The 20672-nt window shown below is 66.7% G+C and carries 14 protein-coding genes; 6 read left to right on the top strand and 8 right to left on the bottom strand.

Annotated features, from left to right (window positions below; translation table 11 throughout):
- Positions 1-37 precede the first annotated feature (37 nt).
- Positions 38-2125, top strand: a complete 2088-nt coding sequence (locus tag ASD68_RS13725) for an alpha-L-arabinofuranosidase C-terminal domain-containing protein (protein WP_235578747.1) — start codon at positions 38-40, stop codon at positions 2123-2125.
- Positions 2122-3267: an alpha/beta fold hydrolase gene (locus ASD68_RS13720; protein WP_235578746.1), complete on the top strand. Its 1146-nt coding sequence runs from the start codon at positions 2122-2124 to the stop codon at positions 3265-3267. The genes ASD68_RS13725 and ASD68_RS13720 overlap by 4 nt, the downstream gene beginning before the upstream one ends.
- 51 nt (positions 3268-3318) lie before the next feature.
- Here ASD68_RS13720 and ASD68_RS13715 read toward each other — a convergent pair whose 3' ends face one another.
- Positions 3319-4524 (bottom strand): AGE family epimerase/isomerase, encoded by a 1206-nt coding sequence (locus tag ASD68_RS13715; protein ID WP_056607779.1) that lies wholly within the window; start codon positions 4522-4524, stop codon positions 3319-3321.
- A 126-nt stretch (positions 4525-4650) separates the two neighbouring features.
- Here ASD68_RS13715 and ASD68_RS13710 point away from each other — a divergent pair, with 126 nt between their 5' ends.
- Positions 4651-6198, top strand: a complete 1548-nt coding sequence (locus tag ASD68_RS13710) for a carboxylesterase family protein (protein ID WP_056607777.1) — start codon at positions 4651-4653, stop codon at positions 6196-6198.
- A 6-nt stretch (positions 6199-6204) separates the two neighbouring features.
- Here ASD68_RS13710 and ASD68_RS13705 read toward each other — a convergent pair whose 3' ends face one another.
- On the bottom strand, positions 6205-7596 hold the full coding sequence (locus tag ASD68_RS13705) for a GDSL-type esterase/lipase family protein (RefSeq protein ID WP_056607772.1): 1392 nt from the start codon (positions 7594-7596) through the stop codon (positions 6205-6207).
- A gap of 543 nt (positions 7597-8139) precedes the next feature.
- On the opposite strand from ASD68_RS13705, the gene ASD68_RS13700 reads away from it, so the two are divergent.
- From ASD68_RS13700 to ASD68_RS13690, 3 genes are read left to right on the top strand one after another with little or no spacing between them, the layout of a single operon-like run.
- Positions 8140-9390, top strand: coding sequence for a sugar MFS transporter (locus ASD68_RS13700; RefSeq protein WP_056607771.1), 1251 nt, complete (start codon positions 8140-8142; stop codon positions 9388-9390).
- Positions 9387-10400, top strand: a complete 1014-nt coding sequence (locus ASD68_RS13695) for a carbohydrate kinase (protein WP_056607770.1) — start codon at positions 9387-9389, stop codon at positions 10398-10400. The genes ASD68_RS13700 and ASD68_RS13695 overlap by 4 nt, the downstream gene beginning before the upstream one ends.
- Before the next feature lie 21 nt (positions 10401-10421).
- Positions 10422-11471, top strand: coding sequence for a LacI family DNA-binding transcriptional regulator (locus ASD68_RS13690; RefSeq protein ID WP_056607769.1), 1050 nt, complete (start codon positions 10422-10424; stop codon positions 11469-11471).
- Between the two features lie 241 nt (positions 11472-11712).
- On the opposite strand, the gene ASD68_RS13685 is transcribed toward ASD68_RS13690, so the two are convergent.
- The 6 genes from ASD68_RS13685 to ASD68_RS13660 all read right to left on the bottom strand — a co-directional run bounded on the left by ASD68_RS13685 (position 11713) and on the right by ASD68_RS13660 (position 20662).
- Entirely contained in the window at positions 11713-12864 is a 1152-nt protein-coding gene (locus ASD68_RS13685; protein ID WP_056607768.1) for a beta-propeller fold lactonase family protein, read from the bottom strand.
- A gap of 146 nt (positions 12865-13010) precedes the next feature.
- Positions 13011-13781, bottom strand: a complete 771-nt coding sequence (locus ASD68_RS13680) for an N-acetylmuramoyl-L-alanine amidase (RefSeq protein WP_056607767.1) — start codon at positions 13779-13781, stop codon at positions 13011-13013.
- A gap of 63 nt (positions 13782-13844) precedes the next feature.
- Positions 13845-14537, bottom strand: a complete 693-nt coding sequence (locus ASD68_RS13675) for a M15 family metallopeptidase (protein ID WP_056607766.1) — start codon at positions 14535-14537, stop codon at positions 13845-13847.
- A gap of 46 nt (positions 14538-14583) precedes the next feature.
- Positions 14584-16119, bottom strand: coding sequence for a serine hydrolase (locus ASD68_RS13670; RefSeq protein WP_343123443.1), 1536 nt, complete (start codon positions 16117-16119; stop codon positions 14584-14586).
- Between the two features lie 148 nt (positions 16120-16267).
- Complete coding sequence (locus ASD68_RS13665) at positions 16268-17467, bottom strand: dipeptidase (protein WP_056607765.1); 1200 nt, start codon at positions 17465-17467, stop codon at positions 16268-16270.
- Between the two features lie 138 nt (positions 17468-17605).
- The gene (locus ASD68_RS13660; protein ID WP_056607764.1) at positions 17606-20662 is read right to left on the bottom strand and encodes a TonB-dependent receptor; all 3057 of its coding nucleotides are present in this window, start codon (positions 20660-20662) and stop codon (positions 17606-17608) included.
- Positions 20663-20672: the final 10 nt, after the last annotated feature.

Genomic DNA, 20672 nt, shown 5'->3' with positions numbered 1-20672 from the left:
GGCGCGGCGCTGACAACACATCGAAGGGGAAGGGATGATGCGGAAGTTTCGAATCGGGATGCTGTTTGCGGCCTGCGCGGTCGCCATGCTGCCACTCGGCGCCGCCGCTGCCGAGGCGGCGGCCGTGCAGGCACAGATCCATGTCGATCGGCAGCACCAGCCGGTGTCGCGCTACGAATACGGCATGTTCATCGAGCCGATCGGCAGCCTGGTGGCGCGCTCCTTGTGGGCCGAAATGCTCGACGACCGCAAGTTCTATTTCCCCGTGGTGGATGCCGCGCACGATCCCGTGCAACCGCCGAGAACCGACGGGCCGCCGCTGCCGCCGCTGCGCAAGTGGCGGCCGATCGGCGACGTCACCGCGGTGACGATGGCCAGCGACCATCCCTACGTTGGCGCGCAGGACGTGGTGGTGGCGCTGGATGGCTCGCATGTCCGCGGCATCGGCCAGAGCGGCCTCGGCGTGGCCAAGGGCAAGTCCTATGACGGCCACATCGTTTTCAGCGGCACGCCCGGCGCGGTCGTTTCGGTCACGCTGGCGTGGGGCGATGGCACTCGCCAGCAGCAGACGGTGAAGCTGCCCGCGGCGACCTCGTCGTGGCAGACGGTGCCGCTGCATTACGTGGCCGGCCGCCGGACGGATGATGCGAAGTTCACCATCACCGGCACCGGTACGGGCCACTTCCGCGTCGGCGTGGTGTCGCTGATGCCGGCGGACAACATCGACGGCTGGCGTGCCGATACGGTGGCGATCCTGAAGACGCTCAACTCCGGATTCTGGCGACTGCCCGGCGGCAATTTCCTGTCGAACTGGGACTGGCACGAGGCGATCGGCCCACGCGACCTGCGCCCGCCGATGTACGACCGGGCCTGGAGCGCGATGCAGGCCAACGACTTCGGCATGGACGAGTGGATGACGCTCACCCGGCTGATCGGCGTCGAGCCCTACGTGACCGTCAACGCGGGCCTGGGCGACGCCCATTCGGCAGCGGACGAGGTGGAATACCTCAATGGCCCGGCGAGCAGTGAATGGGGCGCCAAACGCGCCGCCAACGGCCACCCAGAACCCTACGACGTGCGCTACTGGAACATCGGCAACGAGCCGTACGGCTGGTGGCAGATCGGCCGCACCACGCTCGATTACTTCATGCAGAAGCACAACCGCTTTGCGGCGGCGATGCGTGCGGTCGACCCGTCGATCATCCTGATCGGATCGGGCGCCATGCCCGACCAACTGCATCCGCGCGAGGCCAAGGAGAACGCCTCGCTGGCCAGCATCCAGCACAAGTTCGGCACCGAGGAAGACTGGACCGGCGGCCTGCTGCGCGAGGCCTGGGGCAACTTCGACGGCATCAGCGAGCACTGGTACGACCGCGCCGAACAGCGCCCCGACGCGCCACCCGCCGACGAGCTGCTGGAGTTCGCCCGCGCGCCGTCCAACCAGGTGCGCATGAAGGCCGAGGAGTGGCGCATCTACCAGCAGCGCTTCCCGAAGATGAAGTCGGCGAACACCTTCCTGTCGATCGACGAGTACGCGTACATCGGCGCCAAGCCGAACCTGAAGCTGTCGCTGGCCTACTCGATGGTGATGCAGGAAATGCTGCGCCATTCCGATTTCCTGCGCATGGCCGCGTTCACCACGGGCTCGTCCACGATGGACATCACGCCCACCGCGTCCACGCTCAACGCCACCGGCATGGTGTTCAAGCTGTATGGCGAGCACTTCGGCGAAGGCATGATCCCGCTCGATCTCAGCGGCAACGCGCCGCAGCCCGACCCGAAATACCCGGTGGGCTTCGACCATCCCAAGGTCAACGCGGGCAGCCCCACCTATCCGCTGGACATGGTCGCCGCGCTGACGCCCGACCGCCGCACGCTGACCATCGCCGTAGTCAACGCCACGCACAAACCGCAGCCGGTATCGATCACGATCGACGGCGCCCGCACCATCGGCAAGGGCACCCTTTGGCGCCTGAGCGGTGCCAGCCTGACCGCGGAAAACAAGGTCGGTGCGGCGCCCGGCGTGACGATCAAGCAATCGACGGTGCCCGCGCTGGGTACGAAGCTGGTGGTGCCGGCCATCTCCACCGCGATCTACGAATTTCCGCTGGAGGGTGACCGATGATCGACCAAGCCATGGACAAGACCCACTGCCGTGACCGGCACGCCGTGAGCGCGAGCCCATCCGGAGGCATCAGGCGAGTGGTTGCCCTGGCCGGCGCGGCGCTGGTGTCGTTGGCGTTCTGGGGTACGCCGCTACAGGCGCAGGCACTGAACAACAGCCCGCCGGCCGTGGCCGGGGCGAAGGCGGTGACGGTCGAGCGCATCAAGGTGCACGGCGCGTCGCTGGAGGGCAACCTGGAGCACGAGTCCGCCGACCGCGATGTGCTGGTGGTGCTGCCGCCCGGCTATGCCAGCCATCCGGATCGCCACTATCCGGTGGTCTATGCGCTGCACGGCTATTCGATCGGCGCCGAGCAGTGGACCAGGGAAATCCACGTTCCGCAGACCATCGAAAACGCGTTCGCCAGGGGCGCGCGTCCGATGATCGTGGTGCTGCCCGATTCGAAGACGGTCTTTGGCGGTTCGATGTATTCGGGCTCGCCCACCGTGGGCGATTTCGAGACCTTCATCCAACATGACCTGGTCGCCTACATCGACGCCCACTACCGCACGCTGCCCGATCGCCTGAGCCGCGGCCTGGTCGGCCATTCCATGGGCGGCTACGGCGCCACGCGCATCGGCATGAAGCACCCCGACGTGTTCGGCGCGCTGTACATCATGAGCCCGTGCTGCCTGTCGCCACGCACCGGCGACCAGCTCGACGCCAAGGCGCTGGCGTCGCTGGAATCGCTCAAATCCGCCGCCGACGCCACCGACCTGCCGTTCATGGCGCGGGCCACGCTGGCCACCGCCGCGGCGTGGTCGCCCGACCCGGCCAAGCCGCCGTTCTATTTCGACCTGCCTACCAAAAACGGGGAACTGCAGCCCGACGTGCTGGCCAAATGGACGGCCAATGCGCCGCTGGTTTTCATCGACCAGTACATCGGCAACCTGCGTCGCTATGGCGCGATCGCCATCGACGTGGGCGACCAGGACGGGCTGCGCTTCGACGCGCGCAAGCTGCACGAGGTGCTCGACAGCTACGGCATCAGCAACAGCTTCACGATCTACCCCGGCACCCACGTCAGCAACGTGGCGTTCCGCTTCCAGGACGAGGCGCTGCCGTTCTTCAGCAAGCATCTGAAGTTCGAGGCCACGCCGTAACCGACCCGACAGGCGGGCGTCATGCCCGCCGGAGGCGACGCCTGGTGAGGCTCAGCTGATCCAGGCCAGCACGTCGTAGCAGGCGCCCATGGTGTGGTAATCGGTCTTGCCGGCCGGACTCTTCTCGTCGCTGTACGACTGGTTGTCGCGGCTCAGGATGCGGTACCAGGCGCCGTAGCGGTGGTCGACCATGTGCTGCCAGCTGTATTGCCACAGCTTCTGGTAGGCCTGCCAGTAGCGCTCCTCGCCGGTGCGGGTGGCCAATACGGCCGCCGCCGCCAGCGATTCGGCCTGCACCCAGTAGTACTTGTCGGTGTCGTAGAACGCGCCGTCACGGTCGAGGCCGTAGACCATGCCGCCGTGTTCGTGATCCCAGGCTTGCGTGAGCGCGTAGTCGAAAAGCTGCTGCGCCTTGGGCAGGTACCACGGCTCGGGGGCGTAGCTCTCCAGGATCAGCAGCAGCTTGGCCCACTCGGTCTGGTGACCGGGCTGGAAACCCCACGGCTTGAAGATGTTGCTGCGGTCGTTGAAGTTGTATTCCCAATCCACCGACCAGTCGGGGCGGTAATGCTCCCACACCGGCCCGCCGGTCAACGCGGCCTGGCGATTGACCATGTGCTCGGCCAGCAATTTAGCCCGTGCCAGGTAGCGCGGCTTGCCGGTGGCCGCATAGGCGGCCAGCCACGCTTCGCAGGCATGCATGTTGGCGTTTTGCCCGCGGTAGTCACTGAGCTTCCACTCCGCGTCCGCCTCGTCGGCGTAGAGGCCGTGGTCGGCGTCCCAGAAGTGTTGCTCCATCAGCTCCCAGGTTTCGTCGAGCCAGTCCTCGGCCTCGATGACGCCGGCGTGGAACGCCTTGGCGTAGGCCAGCGCCACGAACGCCAGGCCATAGCAATGCTGGCTGGCGTCGGTGACCACGCCATCGCGCAGCTCCCACGCATAGCCGCCGGTTTGCGGGTTGCGATGCGCCTGCCGAAGGTAATCCAGGCCGTGCTGCAACGCCTGCTGGTACGCCGGGTCGCCGAACGCCTTCCACGCCATGGCGTAGTCGTAGATGAAGCGCGTGCTGCTGACCAGATGCCGCCCGCCGCGATCGTAGATGCTGCCGTCGTCGCGGAAGTAATGAAAAAAACCGCCCGCCGGATCGATACACCGCGGGTGATAGAAACGCATGATGCCAGCGGCATGCCCAAGCAGAAATTCGCGCGAGCGAAAATCGGGGAGCGCCTGACGGGCAGTGCTTTCGCTGAGTGTCATGTCTATCTTTCCCACAAACCGGACCGGTGGACGGGCACCGCGGCGCGCGACTGAGGGTTCACGCGGCGATGTCGTGGTAAGGTTACCAGAACATCGCCACAAGGCGCACCGTTGCCGGAGAAACGCATGCGGAACCCGTATTCCCATCGCGCATCGCGCGCCGTTGGCTCCAGGCCGCATCGCCTGCGCAGCCTGCTTTTCGGGCTGGTGCTGCTGACGTCGCTGTCGGCGCTGGCCGCGCCCGCGAAGGTCACCGTCTCCACCGATAACGGCAGGCTGGCCGGGCAGTCGGACGGCAAGGGCGGCGCAGTGTTTCTCGGCGTACCGTTCGCGGCTCCGCCCACCGGCGCACTGCGCTGGCGGGCGCCGCAGGACGTCGCGGCATGGTCCGGTGTGCGCAATGCCACCCATGCACCATCGGCCTGCGCGCAGAACGATTACGGCTGGAACAAGGCCGACGCCATGCATTCCAGCGAGGACTGCCTCTACCTCAACCTCAACACGCCGAACCTGCACCCGTCGCGGCCGCTGCCGGTGCTGGTGTGGATCCACGGTGGCTCGAACCGGGCCGGCTCGGCGGCGGACATCGACCGGATCAAGCTGGCGCACGCGGGCATCGTGGTGGTGTCGGTGCAATACCGGCTCGGCGTGCTCGGCTTCATTTCGCTGCCGGCGTTGTCGGCCGAGCAGGGCGGGCATTCGGGCAACTACGGCTTGATGGATCAGCTGGCCGCGTTGAAGTGGGTGCAACGCGAGATCGGCCGCTTCGGTGGCGATCCGCAGCGCGTCACCATCGCCGGTCAATCGGCCGGCGGCATGGACGTGGGTTTGCTGACGCTGGAAGCGCGCGACCAGCACCTGTTCGCCGGCGCATGGGCTACCGGCGGTACGCCCGCTTTCGGCCAGAGCGTGCGCAACCTCGCGCAGAACGAGGCGCTGGGCACGCAGCTCGAACAGCGGCTGCGCGTGGATAACCTGCAGCAACTGCGCAACGCCCCGCTGAAGGCGCTGCTGGCGGCCGACCTGCAACTGCACACCGATGCCATCACCGACGACAGCTATCTGTGGCTGCAGGCCGTGGTCGACGGGAAAGTCGTCACCGAGCCGCCGGCATCGAGTCTCGCCGACGTTCCAGCAACGGCGATTCCCTATGTACTCTCGACCAACCGCATCGAACTGCAGGTGCCCGGCGGCAGCGCGAAGATCGAACGCCGGTTGCACCAGGTATTTGGCCAGCATTACGCCGCCGCCGCGCGACATTACGGTGTGGACGGGAACGCAGGAGCCGCTGCCGATGCGGCGAACCTGGGAACGCTGGCCGAGCGCATCGGCACCGATACCGATTTCCGCTGCGCGGGCAATCACGTGCTGGCGCGCTACGCGGCGCACGGCGCGCCGGCGTGGCGGGCGCAGTTCTCCTTCGAGCCATCGCACCACAGCGCCGAGTTGCCCTACCTGTACGAGGGCACGCCATTGAACGCCGCGCGGCCGGCGGTGAGCCCGCAGGCCTACTTCATCAACTTCATCGAGACCGGCGATCCCAACGGCGCGGGGTTGCCGTCGTGGCCCCGCTTCACGCCAGACACCGGGGCCTATGTCGACATGAGCGCCGCCGGCGTGCACGCAGGCACCCATCTGGGCGGGTCGATCTGCGATCTGTTCGACGGTGTGTAACCTGCCTCAATGGCAGCGCGCGGCCGGCTGCTCCTGCGCATGGAACAACATGTTGTAGGCCAGCGTGCCCATCACCGCGTAACCGCGATCGTTCGGATGCAGGCCGGTATCGCCGGCGCACACCTGGGCCATGCCTTCCGGCAAGGTCGGCTGTTGCGCGGCCAGCGGCGATGGGTTGTACGCGCCGGCCAATGCCGGCGAGAAATCCACCACGCTGTCGAACGCGCCGGCGCTGCGAATCCATTGATTGACGCTCTGGCGCGTGGCTTCCGTGGCCGGTGAATACCAGCCGTCCCCGGTGAATCCGGCGAACGGCGGAATGGTGCCGCCGTGGATGCGCAGGTGATGCGCGTGGGCGGCATCGGCCAGCATGCGCAAGCTGTCGATGATGTCGTGAGCGGCCGCGCCGCGCGGCTGGCCGGCCGCATCGATGCCACGGTTGAGGTCGTTGGTACCCAGCAGCACGATCACGTCGGTCACCCCGGCGCGGTCGATCACGTCGCGCTCGAAACGCTTCAGCGCGGCCGGGCCGAACGGCAGATAGGTCTGGTCGCTGGTCAATTCATTACCGCCGATACCGGTGTTGATGACGCCGGCGCCGGGTGACGTTGTCCGGTTTGCCAGCGTGGCCAACACGCCCGGCCAAGTCTTGTCAGGCGCGGTGGCATAGGCACCGTCGGTGATCGAATCGCCGAACGCCACGATGACGCGGGTGGGCTGCGCCGCTTCGACTTCCACGCCTTCGAGCACATAGATATGGGACGCCGCATCCTTGTCGAGCGCCGCAAGCTGTGGCCGCGACGCCAGCGATGCTGCCCGCAGCGCGTTGCCCGCCACCACCGCCGTGGTGGTCGTGGTCTGGGCGGCGTGGTAATCGGCGATGGCGCTGTCGTCGTGGAAATAAAGGCTCACCACCAGGTTGGACAATGCCGGCACAGCCATCGCGATCGGGTCGCTCAGCGCCGTGGCGCCAGCGGGAATGGTCAGCGTGGGCTTGCCGCCGAAACGCAGCGCGTGGCTATGCGCAGGTTCGATGGCGGTGTGATCGCCCGCCGCATCGGCGGCCGGCGCCACGCTGGCCGCGGTGATGGTCAACGGCGCCGAGCCGTACACATTCGACAACCGCACGCGCACCCGTTGGCCGCCCACGCTGACCCGCACGATTTGCCGAACCGTGGCATCGCGCAGATGCGGTGCGGCGTAAACGCCCTCGTGACCAGGCGAAGGCTGGACATGGGAAACCATCGCCTGGCCCCAGGTTTCCACCCATGTGCCGGCGGTGGGCGCCGCCAGCGCGGAGCCGGCGATACCCAGCAGCAACAGCGCAAGGGCGGCTGGAAGTCTGATCCAGGGTCGGCTTGATCGATGTGCTGCACGGCCAACGTGGGTGAGGTTCATGCGGGTTTCTCCGAGAGGGGCCTAGGGCAACGCTGATCAAGTATCACCGCCGTCATGATGACTGGAAGGCTCGCAGGTGGTGATGCGTGGCGCCGGCAAGACTGGCCGTCTTGCCAAGCCGCGCGGCATCGCCTGCGAGCCTTCCAGTCATCACCTCGTCGTTTCAGATTTAACACGTTGAGGCCCATCCTCTCTGTCCACATGCCTTCGGTCCGCCGCCTCGACAGACGGCCAGTCTGCCTTCGCCGACGGCCCTGTGGCCTGCGAACAGAGAGAATGGGTGACGGTGGCGATACTTGATCAGCGTTGCCCTAGACGCAGACGACGGATTTGCGCCCATGTGGCGGCAGGCTTTTCCTGATCGCGATTTGCGGGTAACGTTATCACACGGGTCGGCGAGTGATTCGTCGGCAGCCGGGGATCAGGCAGCGTGTCGTCGTCAGCGTCACCGTGCTTGCCGCCCACGGCGCGGATGGCGGAAGCTCCGCGTGGTATCGACATCGATTCTGCCCACCCATCGTTTTTCACCAAGGTAGCCGCGCCATGCCTCGTAGCAACGCCAGTACCCGTACCGCGCTGATCGTGATCAATGCCGTGTTCCTGATGTGGGGCTTGATGACGGTACTCAACGACATCCTGATCCCGCACCTCAAGGGCCTTTTCACGCTCAATTATTTCGAGGTGATGCTGGTGCAGTTCACCTTCTTCGGGGCGTATTTCATCATGTCGGTGCCGTGCAGCGCGCTGCTGGCGCGCATCGGCTACCGCGCCACCATCATCACCGGCTTGCTGGTGACCGCGGTGGGCGCCGTGCTGTTTCTGCCGGCGGCCGCGGTGTCGTCGTATCCGCTGTTCCTGTTCGCGTTCTTCATCATGGCCAGCGGCATCACCGCGCTGCAGGTGGCGGCCAACCCGTACGTGAGCCTGCTGGGCGAGCCGCGGCTGGCGTCGAGCCGGCTGAACCTGGCGCAGATGTTCAACTCGGTGGGCACGGTGCTGGGGCCGTACATCATCGGGCCGCTGATCCTGTCCGGCGCCACGCTGGGGGCCGCCGCGCTGGCCGCGCTGCCGGAAGCCGAACAGGTCGCCTACCGGATGTCGCAGGCGCGGCTGGTGCAGGGGCCTTATCTGGTACTGACCGTCGTGCTGGTGCTGCTGGCGCTGGCGATCTGGCTGTTCCGGTTGCCGCCGCTGGCCACCAGTGAGGACGCCTCGGCGGCCAGCGAGCATCGCTTCATCGACGCCTTGCGCCATCCGCGCGTGGCGTTGGGCGTGGTGGCCATCTTTGTCTACGTGGGCGCGGAAGTGTCGATCGGCAGCTTCCTGATCAACTTCATCGCCCGGCCCGACATCGGCAACATCAGCGAAGCCGCCGCCGCCCATTACGTGGCGTTGTACTGGGGTGGTGCCGTGGTGGGCCGCGCGGTGGGTTGGCTGCTGATGAAGGTGCTCGACCCGCGCACGCTGCTGGGCGTGTTCGCGCTGATCGCCGGGCTGCTGGTGATCGGCACCATGGCTTCGCACGGCAACGTGGCGGTGTGGGCGGTGGTGTCGATCGGCCTGTTCAACTCGATCATGTTCCCCACCATCTTCACCCTGGGCATCGACAACATGGGCCCGCTGACCGGTCGCGCCTCGGGGTTGATGATCATGGGCATCGTGGGTGGGGCCGTGCTGCCGATCGCGCAGGGCGCGCTGGCCGACCAGATCGGCATCCAGCATGCGTTCGTGATTCCGCTGCTGTGCTACGTCTACATCCTGTATTACGGCTTCAAGGGATCGCGCCTGGCATGAAGAGCATCCTCTGTTTCGGCGAGGCGCTGATCGATTTCCACGCCCAGCCGCCCACCGATCCGTCGTCGCCGCCGGCCTACCTGCCGCATGCCGGCGGCGCGCCGGCGAACGTGGCGGTGGCGGTGGCGAAGCTGGGTGGACACGCGGCGTTCGCCGGCATGCTGGGTGCCGATGCGTTCGGCGATCTGCTGCTGCGCAGCCTGGCCGATGCGGGCGTGGACATGCGCTACGTGCAGCGCACCGACCAGGCGAACACGGCGCTGGCGTTCGTGTCGCTCGATGCCAGCGGCGAGCGCAGTTTCAGCTTCTATCGGCCACCATCGGCCGACTTGCTGTTTCGCAGCCGTCACTTCGACGAACGCGCCTTCGCCGACGCGGTGATCTTCCACGTGTGCTCGAACAGCCTCACCGAGGAGGCGATCGCGGCGGTGACGCTGGAAGGCATGACGAGGGCTCGCAAGGCGGGCGCGCTGGTGAGCTTCGACATGAACCTGCGTCCGGCATTGTGGCCCGCGGGCGAGAAGCCACATCCACGCTTGTGGGCAACGCTGGACGCCGCCGACCTGGTCAAGCTGAGCGTGGAAGAGCTGGATTTCATGGCCGCCGAGGCGGGCAGCCGCGAGGCGGTATATCAACGCCTGTGGCAGGGCCACGCCCGCTGCCTCATCGTCACCGACGGCGCGGCCGCGATCCATTGGCTGACGCCCACCCAGGCGGGTCGTTTCCAACCGCATGCCGTAGCTGCCGTCGACACCACCGGCGCAGGCGATGCCTTCGTGGGCGGCTTGCTCTACAGCCTTGCCGAGCATCAGGCGCAACCTAATTCACTGGCCGATCTGATGGTCGACGCGGACACGCGCGACGCGGTGTTGGGTTTCGCTGCCGCCTGCGGTGCGCTGGCGGTCGGTCGGCGCGGTTCGTTCTCTGCCATGCCGGACATGTCCGAGGTGCGCCACTTCCTCGTCGGACACGTGGCCGCGGGTGCCGCCGTTTCGCCGCACGCCGGGTAAACTGGACGCTCAGGAGGCTTCATGGCCAAGACCAAGCGTCGCACTTCGCAAACCGTCACCATCCTCGATGTCGCCAGCCGCGCCGGCGTTTCGCCGATGACCGCCTCGCGGGTGATGAACAACAACCCGCGCGTGGGCGAGGCGATGCGCGATCGCGTGCTGGCCGCCGCGGCCGAGCTCAACTACCGGCCCAATCTGGCGGGGCGTTCGTTGCGTTCGTCCAACGCGGCGCGGATCGGCCTGCTCTACAGCAACCCCAGCGCGGCCTATCTGAACCAGCTGATGATCGGCGTGCTGGAAGAGGGCAGCCTCAGCGGTGCGCAGATCCTGGTGGAAAAATGCAGCGGCATCCGCAGCCAGCGCGCGGCGATGCAGCGGCTGCTGGACACCGGCGTGGACGGCGTCATCCTGCCGCCGCCGCTGTGCGATTCGCGCCAGACCAAACGCGAGCTGGACCTGGCCAACATCACCGTGGTGGCGGTGGCCACCGGCGCACCGGTGGCGGACGTCAGTTCCGTGCGCATCGATGACTACCAGGGCGCCAGTGCGATGACCCAGCACCTGCTGGATCTGGGCCACACCGCGATCGCGCTGATCAAGGGCGACCCCAAGCACACGCCGGCGGTACTGCGCGCACAGGGTTTCATCGACACCATGGCGCGTGCGGGCCTCACGGTGCCGACCGAGCACATCGTGCCGGGGCTGTTTACCTACCGCTCCGGCCTGGCGGCGGCCAGCACGCTGCTGAAGCTGAAAAACCGGCCCACCGCGATTCTTTCCAGCAACGACGACATGGCCGCGGCCGTGGTTGCAGTGGCCCACGGCATGGGCCTGCGCGTGCCCGGCGACCTGTCCGTCACCGGCTTCGACGACACTCCTGTGGCCACCACCATCTGGCCCACGCTCACCACCATCCACCAGCCGGTAACGGCGATGGGCCGCACCGCCGTGCGCCTGATGCTGGAGGAAATCCGCTGCAAGCGCAGCGGCAAACCCAAAGCCGGCAATCACCAGGTGATGAAGTATTCGCTGGTCAAACGCGAATCCTCCGCAGCACCCCCGCGCGGCTGAGAACGTGGATTCCCTTCTCCCGCTTGCGGGAGAAGGTGCCCGACTGCGAAGGCAGGATGCCGAAGCGAACGGCGAAGCCGGCCCGAAGGGCGTGCCGCAGGAGCGGCACGTAAGGCGGAAGAGGGTGCTCTTGATCTTGGCTTTTCCGCACGAACGAAAAGCCCCCTTCAGCCCTTCGGGTAGCGTTTGAGCTTTGCGGTGGCTTGGTGCCGCGAAAGAAAAGTCCCCTCAACCGCGGCCGTCAGAACTTCACCACCTCGACCCAGTTCGCATCCTGGCCGACGGGATAACGGCCGTTGAGTTTCAGCGCGCCGCTGGTGGGGTCGATGTCGAACACGGAGATGTGATCCGATTTCTCGCCCGAGCAGATCAGGTATTTGCCGTCGGGCGTGATGGCGAAGCCGCGCGGCTGCTTCTCGGTGGGGTAGGTGCCGACCAGGGTCAGCGCGCCGCTGGCCTTGTCGACCTTGAGCGCGCTCAGCACGCTGCTGGTGCGTTCGGAGGTGTAGAGGAACCTGCCATCCGGCGTGACGTGGATATCGGCGGCCCAGATATCGTTGCTGGTGTCCGCGTGCGGCCGCTGCGCCGGCGTGGGGTTGCGCACGAAGCGCGGCGCGCCGGGTACCAGGGTGGTGTCGGCGGGCATCGCGCTGGTGACGGCCTGCTGGGTGAGCCGGCCGGTGGCGGGATCGAGCGCGTAGGTGATCACCTTGTCCTGCAATTCGTCCAGCACGTAGACGTAGCGGTCGTCAGGTGAAAAGGCGATATGGCGTGCGCCCAGCCCGGTCGGCAACTGCAATGCGGGCGGATCATTCGCGGTGACCTTGCCGGTGTTCGCATCGAAGCGGTACTGGAACACCTTGGCGCCGCCGAGGGTCTGTGCGAACAGGTAGCGGTTGCTGTTGTCGATGTGCACCGAGTGGGTGTTGCGGTCGGTCTTCAGCGTCTGCGTGGGCTGGTCGGCCAGCTTGCCCGCGTGGATCGGCGTCACCGTCACCACGTCGTCATCGTAGGAGGAGGCGAACAGGTAGTTGCCGGTCCGGTCCAGCGAGATATAGGCCATCGGATGCCACACTGGCGACTGCGAAACCTTGTCCAGGCCCCCGGTGGCGGGATCGATGGTGAAGGTCTGCACCGCGTGGGTGGGCTTGTCCACGCTTGCATACAGGTAGCGATGGTCGGGACTGACTGCCATCGGCATCACGTTGCCGCCCGCGGTCACGGTGGCGCCGGGGGTGAGCTTGCCGGTCTGCTCGGCCAGCTGGTACGTCGAGATGGTGCCGTCGGTGGCGTTGGAGATGTACACGTAGGTGGTGGCATGCAGCGTCGGCAAACCAAAGGCCAGCAGCAAGGCCGAGCCGCGCAGCAAGGTCGTGCGGATGATGGGTGTCATGGCGTCCTCTCCAGGTAGGGTGACTCGTCGTGTCGAACCAGCATGCGAGGGTAGCGCACGCGGTCCGCGCAGGTGTGCCTGCACAACGCAATTGCCACAGGGTTGTGGATTCCCGCGCCCGATCCGGCTCGACGCCGTGGTGGGAGTCAGTGCGCGCCGTCGCCGCGTTCGACCGTCTGCACCAGACTGTAGAGGACGCGCAGATCGGTCGCATCCAGCGTCTCGCCCTCGATGCCGCGATAGTGGTGGTGGAACGCGCGTACCGTGGCGGCGCGATCGTCCAGCGGGTAACCCACCAACGCCAGTGCCATCCAGGGGTCGAAGCCGGCCGGCGGGTCGATCAGCGGCGCCCGCGGCCACAGCCCGTAGCCGGCGGCGGCCAGTTGCTGCCAGGGAAACAGCGGGCCGGGATCGACCTTGCGGGTGGGCGCGAAATCCTCGTGTCCCACGATCTGCGTGGGCGGGATGTGCAGCCGTGTGGTCAGGTCGGCGAGCAGCCGCAGCAGGCCGGCGATCTGCGGCTGGGCGAACGGGGTGGCGCCATCGTTGTCCAGCTCGATGCCGATCGAGGCGGAGTTGATGTCGGTGATCGTGCCCCAGCGTCCCGGTCCGCCGTGCCAGGCGCGCAGCTGGTCGGACACCAACTGGTAGATGTGCCCGTCGGCGCCGATCAGGTAATGCGCGCTCACCGGACCGCCGCTGTTGGCGGTGCGCAACGTGTGCAGGCTCTGTTGCACCGAATCCTGGTCGGTGTAATGCAGCACGATCAGCACCGGCCGGCGGATGTCGTGGTTGGGCGAGGGCACCCAGGTGGCCAGCGGGTTGCGCGGCGGCGCATGGGCGCAGGCGGCCAGCAGCGCGATCAGGAGCAGCAGCGTGGCGCTACGCCAGCGTCGGGAATCGAAGGGTCTGGGCATCGATGCATCATCCCGTCGACGGCGCGGAAAGCGCGTGAATCGGCATGGCGATCTCATGGGCGCTCATTGCACCGGTACGTCGTAGAGCGTGTGCGGCGTCGGCTCAGGTTGCAGCGTGTAATGCCACCATTCCAGCGGGTAGTTCCTGAAGCCTTCGCGTGCCATCGCATCGAGCAGCAGTTGGCGGTTGGCGCGTTGTTTGGCGGTGACGTCGGCAGCGTCGGTATGCGCACGCGTGCCGAAGAAATCGAAATCCGTACCCATGTCCAGCGCCGCGCAAGCGTCGTCGGTGGTGCAACGCTGCAGCGTGAGATCGACGGTAGCGCCACGGCTGTGTCCGGACACCGGCGCGATGTAGCCGCCCAGCAGTTGCGATTTGTGCAGGTCGGGGTAATGCTGCGGCTTGGTACGCAGGTCGCCCAGGTCGTGCGCCCAGCGCACGAAATGCGCCACGGCGCGGGCGGGGCGGTAGCAATCCCATATCTTCAGACGCAGATGTCGGGAGCGCAGCTCATGCTCGACGCGTGCCAGCGCATCGGCCACCGGTTGCAGCAGCAGGCATTTGGGTGCGAGATAGCCGTCTATACGTGTACCCACGAAATTGTCGCGGCCGGCGTACTTGATGTCCTCGGCGATGTCGGGCACCCGCGTGCGGATATCGACAAGGCCGGCCTCGGCAGCGGTGCGGGCGGATGAGCGCGTGACCTGATCGGCAGCCCGCGCGCTGGCGATCAGCAGACACGCCACCGCCACCATCACCACCTTCCTTCCCCCGCAAGCGGAGGAAGGGTCGGGATCGTGCTCATGGGCAATATCCCACGCGTTCGAAGCGCAGGTCTTCATAGTCCGAACTGAAGTCGCCCTGGGGGTCGAGCTTGGCCATGCGCAGCGTGGTCGGCCCTTCACCGGGGGTACGGAAGTCCATCCACGCATCGGGATCGACGCCATCTTCGTCCCAGTGCACGAAATAGCGTGTACCCAGCCGCATCACCGTGCCGGCCAGACGCGGCGATTTCTTCGCGGCGAAACGCACCTGGCCGCCGCGCGGACACACGGCGGCCTCGCCCAGCCAGGGATCGCGATAGATGCCGGTGAACGCCGCCAGTTCGGCGGGTCCGACGGGCTGGCGCGCCGAGGTGTCCGGTGCCGACGCCGACGCCGGGCGTTGTTTCGCCTGCTCGTCCAGCGCGTCCGCGTACCACGCCACGCCACGGCGTTCTTGCGGCGCGGTGAAGTGTTTCATCAGCACTTCGCCCAGCACCGTGCGCGCGTCCTCCGCCTCGCCATTGATCATGAAAACGAAACCGCTCTGCCGGTCGGGCAGCAGCGCCAGCATCGAATACATGCCGCCGAGCGTCCCGGTATGCCACACGGCCCATGCGCCATCGATGTCGGCCATGCGCCAGCCGTAGCCGTAGGCCATCACATGCGTGTTGTCCCACTGGCGACGCTGGGTGGATACGGGGATCAGCATGTGTGGCGCCTGCAGCGTGGTGCGCTGCGGCCACGACAGCCACTGCAATTGCGCCGGCGTGGGCACCAGCCAGTTGCGCGCCCAAACCAGCATGTCGGTGAGATCGCAGCGGATGCCGCCGGCCGGTGCCGAGGTGATCGCGGGAATGGTGGCGCCGTCCTCCTGCATCGGCACGTTGCGGCCGTCGTGCCGGTAGTGCGGTTGCGCCACGTTGCCCACGGCGTCGCGATTCCAGCTGCCGACCTGGCAGCGGTCCAGCCCCAGCGGTTTGAACACCTCGCGCCGCATCAACGTCTCGTACGGCGCGCCGCCGGCCGCGGCGGCCACTTCGCCGGCCACCACGTAGAGCAGGTTGTCGTACTGGTATTGCGAGCGGAAGCTGTAACCCGGTTCGATGTAGCGCAGCGCATGGATGATGTCGGCGCGGGTGAACGCGTTCGGCTCCGGCCACAGCATCAGGTCGCCGCCGCCCTCGGGCAGGCCGCTGGAATGGGTGAGCAGGTCGGCCACGCGCATGTTGGCGGTGACCCAGGGATCGTGCATGCGGAACTGCGGCAGGTACGTCGTCACCGGGTCGTCCCAGCGCAGCTTGCCCTGATCGACCAGCCGGCCCAGCAGGGCGGTGGTCATCGCCTTGCTGTTGGAGGCGATCTTGAACAGCGTTTGCGGGGTGATCTTTTCGCCCGACCCGGCCACGGTTTCGCCGGCGGTGCGGGTGTAGACGATCTTGCCGTTTTCGATCACGCCGACGGCGATGCCGGGCAGGTGGTAGCGGGCGATGGTGGCGTCGACGATGCGGTTGAGGGCGGCGGTGTCAGCGGTTTCGGCTGGCGTGGCCGCGGAGGTGGTGGCGTTGATGACCAGCGCCAGGAAAAGCCAAAAGCGCCCCCTCACCCCAGCCCTCTCCCCCGGCGGGGCCGGAGGAGAGGGAGCCTGTTCGACGCGCGCCGTAGCAACTCCCTCTCCCCCGACGGCAACGCCGTTGGGGGAGAGGGTTGGGGTGAGGGGGGCTTCACCGCGTCGCATCACGCTCCACCTCGCCCCACACGCGCAACAGGTTGCCGCCCCACAGCTTGGCGATGTCGGCGTCGCTGAAGCCGTGCCGGCGCATCGCGGCGGTGAGATTGCGGGTTTCGCTGGCGTCGGCCCAGCCGGTGATGCCGCCACCGCCGTCGAAGTCTGACGCGATGCCGACATGGTCGATGCCAGCGACCTGCACCATGTGCCGGATCTGTTTCAGGTAGTCGTCCAGCGTGGGCAGCGGATGCTGCTGCTGGATCTTTGCCATGCCGGCGGCCATCGCGGGCAGGTAGTCGTGCTTGTCGCTGTCGTACTTCGTGTCGCCGGCGGCTTTTGCCACGGCGTCCTGCAGTTTCTCCTCGGCGGCTTCGCGGGCCGGGTCGTGCTTCAGGAACTCCTTGTACGCCACCGCCTGGATCACGCCGCCCTTGGCGGCGATCGCGCGCAGCAGGTCGTCGGGCAGGTTGCGCGGGTGACCGAGCACGGCGCGGGCGCCGGAGTGCGAGGCGATGATCGGCGCCGTCGACACCTTCAAGGCGTCGCGCACGCAGGCGTCGGAAGCGTGCGATACGTCCACCATCATGCCGAGCTGGTTGGCCCGCTTCACCACGGCGCGGCCGAAGTCGCTCATGCCGGTATCGGCGGCGCTGTTCATCGCCGGCTCGCCGTGTTTGGTATCGGGCTGCGAACTGGTGCACAGGTCATTGTCGCCGACATGCACCAGGCCTACCGAGCGCGCGCCGCGATCGAACGCGGCGTCCAGGCGATGGATGTCGTGGCCGAGCGAGTAGGCGTTTTCGATCTCGATGGTTGCCGAGAGCAGGCCGGCGTGATGGTTGGCCATCAACTGCTCGGGTGTGGTGGCCAGGCGGATGCGGTCGGGATACATCATCAGCATGCGGCCGATGCCGTCGTATTTCTGGCTGGCCTGTTTCACCGCCTGGGCGTAGCCGGCGGCGTCGAGTCCGTGTTGGGGCACCCAGACCACGAAGAACGCGGCATTCAATCCACCGCGCTCCATCTTGCCCAGGTCGACCAGCAGCGGCGTGGGCTTGCCTACGTCGAAGCGCGGCTCGCCCATGTAGTCGAACGGGATGTCGACGTGGCTGTCGATGGTGACTGGCGGGTCCTGCGCCTGGGCGGCGCCCGCGGCCAGTGCGGCGAGGATGGCGAGGCGTGCGATCGTCTTCATGCGGTTTCCCGGTTACGGGCCGGCTTCGACCATAGCCCCGATGGTGTTTGCGGTGTGTGTGGCCCTGGCATGGCCGCACCCTGAAAGAAAAAATGGCGACCCGCTGCAGCGCAGGCGGGTCGCCAAGGGGGAGATGCGTCAGAAATCCAGACTCACCGTGAGCTGGGCGAAGCGCGGCGACTGGAAGCGGATACCTTCGCCGAAGGTGTCGCTGGTGCTGTCGGAAATGGACGTCTGCAGGTCCTGGTTCACGCCCAGCGTGCGCTGCGAGTTGAGCAGGTTGTACACCGCAAACTTGGCTTTGATGCGGCCGTCGGTGCCGATCGGCTTCTGCCAGCTGATGCTTGCGCCCAGGTCGTAGCTCCACGGCGTGCGGCCGTACTTGCCGCGCGGCGAGCGTTCGTACACGCGCTGCTCGGACGGATACGGCACCGGGTCGCCATCGGCGTCCACCTCGCCCGGGATGAAGCCGCAGTTCTGCACGCAGATGTAATAGCTGTGGTACGAGGTGGCGTCGTACGGATTGCCGCTGCCGAAACCGGTTACCGGCGTGCCGGAGAGGATCTGCAGATCCGCGCCGAGTTGCCATTGCGGCGTGATGGCATAGGTGCCGCGCAGCTTGATCTGGTGGCGGCGGTCGTTGGGCAGGTAGCCGTCGCCGCCGAAGTTGACCCACGGGTCGTCGAAGTTTTCGGTGCGGCCGGTGTCGTCGAAGTTGGTGTCCGAGTTGACCGGTCCTTCCGCATTGCCGCGGCTCCACGATAGCGTGTACGACGCGTTGAACGCCCACTTGTCGTCCCACGCGCGGTCGATCTGGAATTCCATCGCGGTGTAGGTGCGCTTGGGCTTCACCCAGCCGCGCTCGCCCAGGTAGTTGCCGTCGCTGTCGTACATCGCCCAGCCGTGCTTGGCGGTGTCGATGTCCACGTAGCCGTCGGGCGTGCCGTCGCAGTTGGTGTCGCCCCAGATGGAGACCTTGGAGCCGGGGTTGGCCATCACCCACTGCGTGCTCGGGTCGCCATCACTGTCGAGCAGCGGGCCGCAGGGCGTCTGCGTGATGCCCATGTCGTCGATGGCGTTGTGCAGGCGGCGGTAGGTGCCGCTGACGCCCCACGACCATTTGTCGTTGAGCATCTGCTGGAAGCCCAGGATCAACTCGTCCTGGTAGACCTGGTCCATGTCGTGGTCGACCTCCGAGCGCAGGTCGCCCACGCTGCCATCGCCCTGCGACACATCCACGCCGCCCAGTTGCGGGCCCAGGATCGGCATCGCGTAGGGCGAGCCGTTGCGGTCGCGCGTTTCCCAGCCGTCGAACGCGTAGTAGGTGCGCTCGTCCAGCAGGCCGCCTGCCTGCTTGATGTTGATCACGTTGGCCACCGGCAGGTAGTAGCGACCCAGGTTGCCGAACAGCTTGGTGGTGCCGTCGCCGTGCATGTCCCACGAAAAGCCCAGCCGCGGCGCGATCATGTTTTCCATCTTGATGTAGCTGTCGCCATCGCCGGTCTTGTTGTCGAAGCCGTCGCGGCGCAGGCCCAGGTTCAACAGCAGGTTGGGCGTGACCTGCCAGTTGTCCTCGATGTAATAGGCGGAGTTGGTGGTTTCGAACGTGCCGGAGATTTCGTAGCGCCGGGCGCGCACGTAGCCGGTGTAGCCGGCCGGCACAACGCCGCCGCTGGGGTTGGGGATCGAAGAGCCGGGCGCGGCCTGGTAGACGTTGTAGTAGATCGCGCCGGGGCCAGGGTAGTAGCGGTCGTAATCGGAGGTGTTCTTCTCGCTGTCGTAGCCGAAGCGCAGCAGATGATCGCCCAGCGTCCATTCGAAGTCGGCGCGCGCCTGTTTGCGCACGTCATTGCGTTGGCTCACCGCGCTGTTGGTGGTGCAACCCAGGCCGATGCCCGGCAGCGGGATGTCGCCATCGGTGGCCACGCGGTTGCACTCCAGGTCGCTGAGGCCACGGTTGAACGATTCGCGGTTGTTGCGGCCGTACATCAGCTTCATCGACAAGTCGTTGGTGAGGTAGCTGGTCCAGGTGAGGGCCCAGTTCTTGCCGCCGGTGTCGGTATAGATCTCGTTGGTCTTGCTGCCGATCGTGTCGGTGGCGTAGTCGTAGTCGTAGACATCACCGACGTTCTTGTCCTTGTCGGAGAACGCCATGGCGCTCAGCAGGTTGCTGTCGTTGACGTGCCAGTCGATGGTGGCGCCCCAGAAGCCGGTGTCCGAGCCGTTGCTGGTGAGCACGGTGCCGTCGTCGTTGGTGTTGCGCGGGGTGGCACCGCGCGCCTCGTACATCGCGAAGAAGAACAGCTTGTCCTTGACGATCGGGCCGGACACGTAGCCGTTGAGCTTGACCAGCGAGTCGCGGTCCTTGCCGGCGGTGATGTAGCGGGTGCCGTCGGCGCGGTAGTGGTCGTCGGCGCGCGAGTGCCAGTTGCCCGGCTCCAGCGTCATCTCGGTGCCGAAGTGGAAGTCGTTGGTACCCGAGCGCGTCACCGCGTTGATCACGCCGCCGGTGGTGCGGCCGAACTCCACCGAGTAGCCGCCGGTCTTGACCTGGAACTCCTGGTAGAACGCGAACGGCGCCGAGGAGAAGCCGTTGCGGTTGTAGAAGTCGGTGACATTGAGGCCGTTGACGTAGAACGAGTTCTCCGCCACCGACGAGCCGCCGAAGGAGATGCCGCCGAAACCGGCCACGCCCCGGTTCACGCCCGGCGCCAGGATCGCCACCGAGGTGATGTTCTGGTCCACCGGGATGCGGCTCAACTGCTCGCGGGTGACATTGGTGGCCGATTCGGTGGAACTCACGTCCACGCCGGGCAGGATGGTGCCGCTGACGCTGATCGCTTCCAGCGCCGTCGCGTTGTCCGCGGCGCCCACGTTGACGGTGGTGGCATTGCCCAGGCTGACGGTGACATTCACCGGGTGCCCCACCGGTGCGCCGTCCTTGCTGCTCTCCAGCGTATAGGTGCCCACCGGCAGGAACGGGAAGCGGTAGTTGCCCTTGGCGTCGGCGGTGACCGAGCGGGTGAAGCCGGTGGCGGTGTTGTTCACCGTGATCACGGCACCGGCGGCGGTATGGCCCACCACGGAACCGTCGTTGCTGCCGGCAAAGGCGGCCGGCACGGCCAGCGACGCCAGGCCAAGGCCCAGCGCCATGCACAGCACGGTCCTGCGTAGCTTGCGGTTGTTGCTGTTCATACCCCTTCTC

The organism is Rhodanobacter sp. Root627, assembly GCF_001427835.1.
In the GTDB taxonomy this organism is placed as follows: domain Bacteria; phylum Pseudomonadota; class Gammaproteobacteria; order Xanthomonadales; family Rhodanobacteraceae; genus Rhodanobacter; species Rhodanobacter ginsenosidimutans.
The sequence above is the reverse complement of the archived record's forward strand: the minus strand, read 5'-3'. Positions and strand labels throughout refer to the sequence as shown.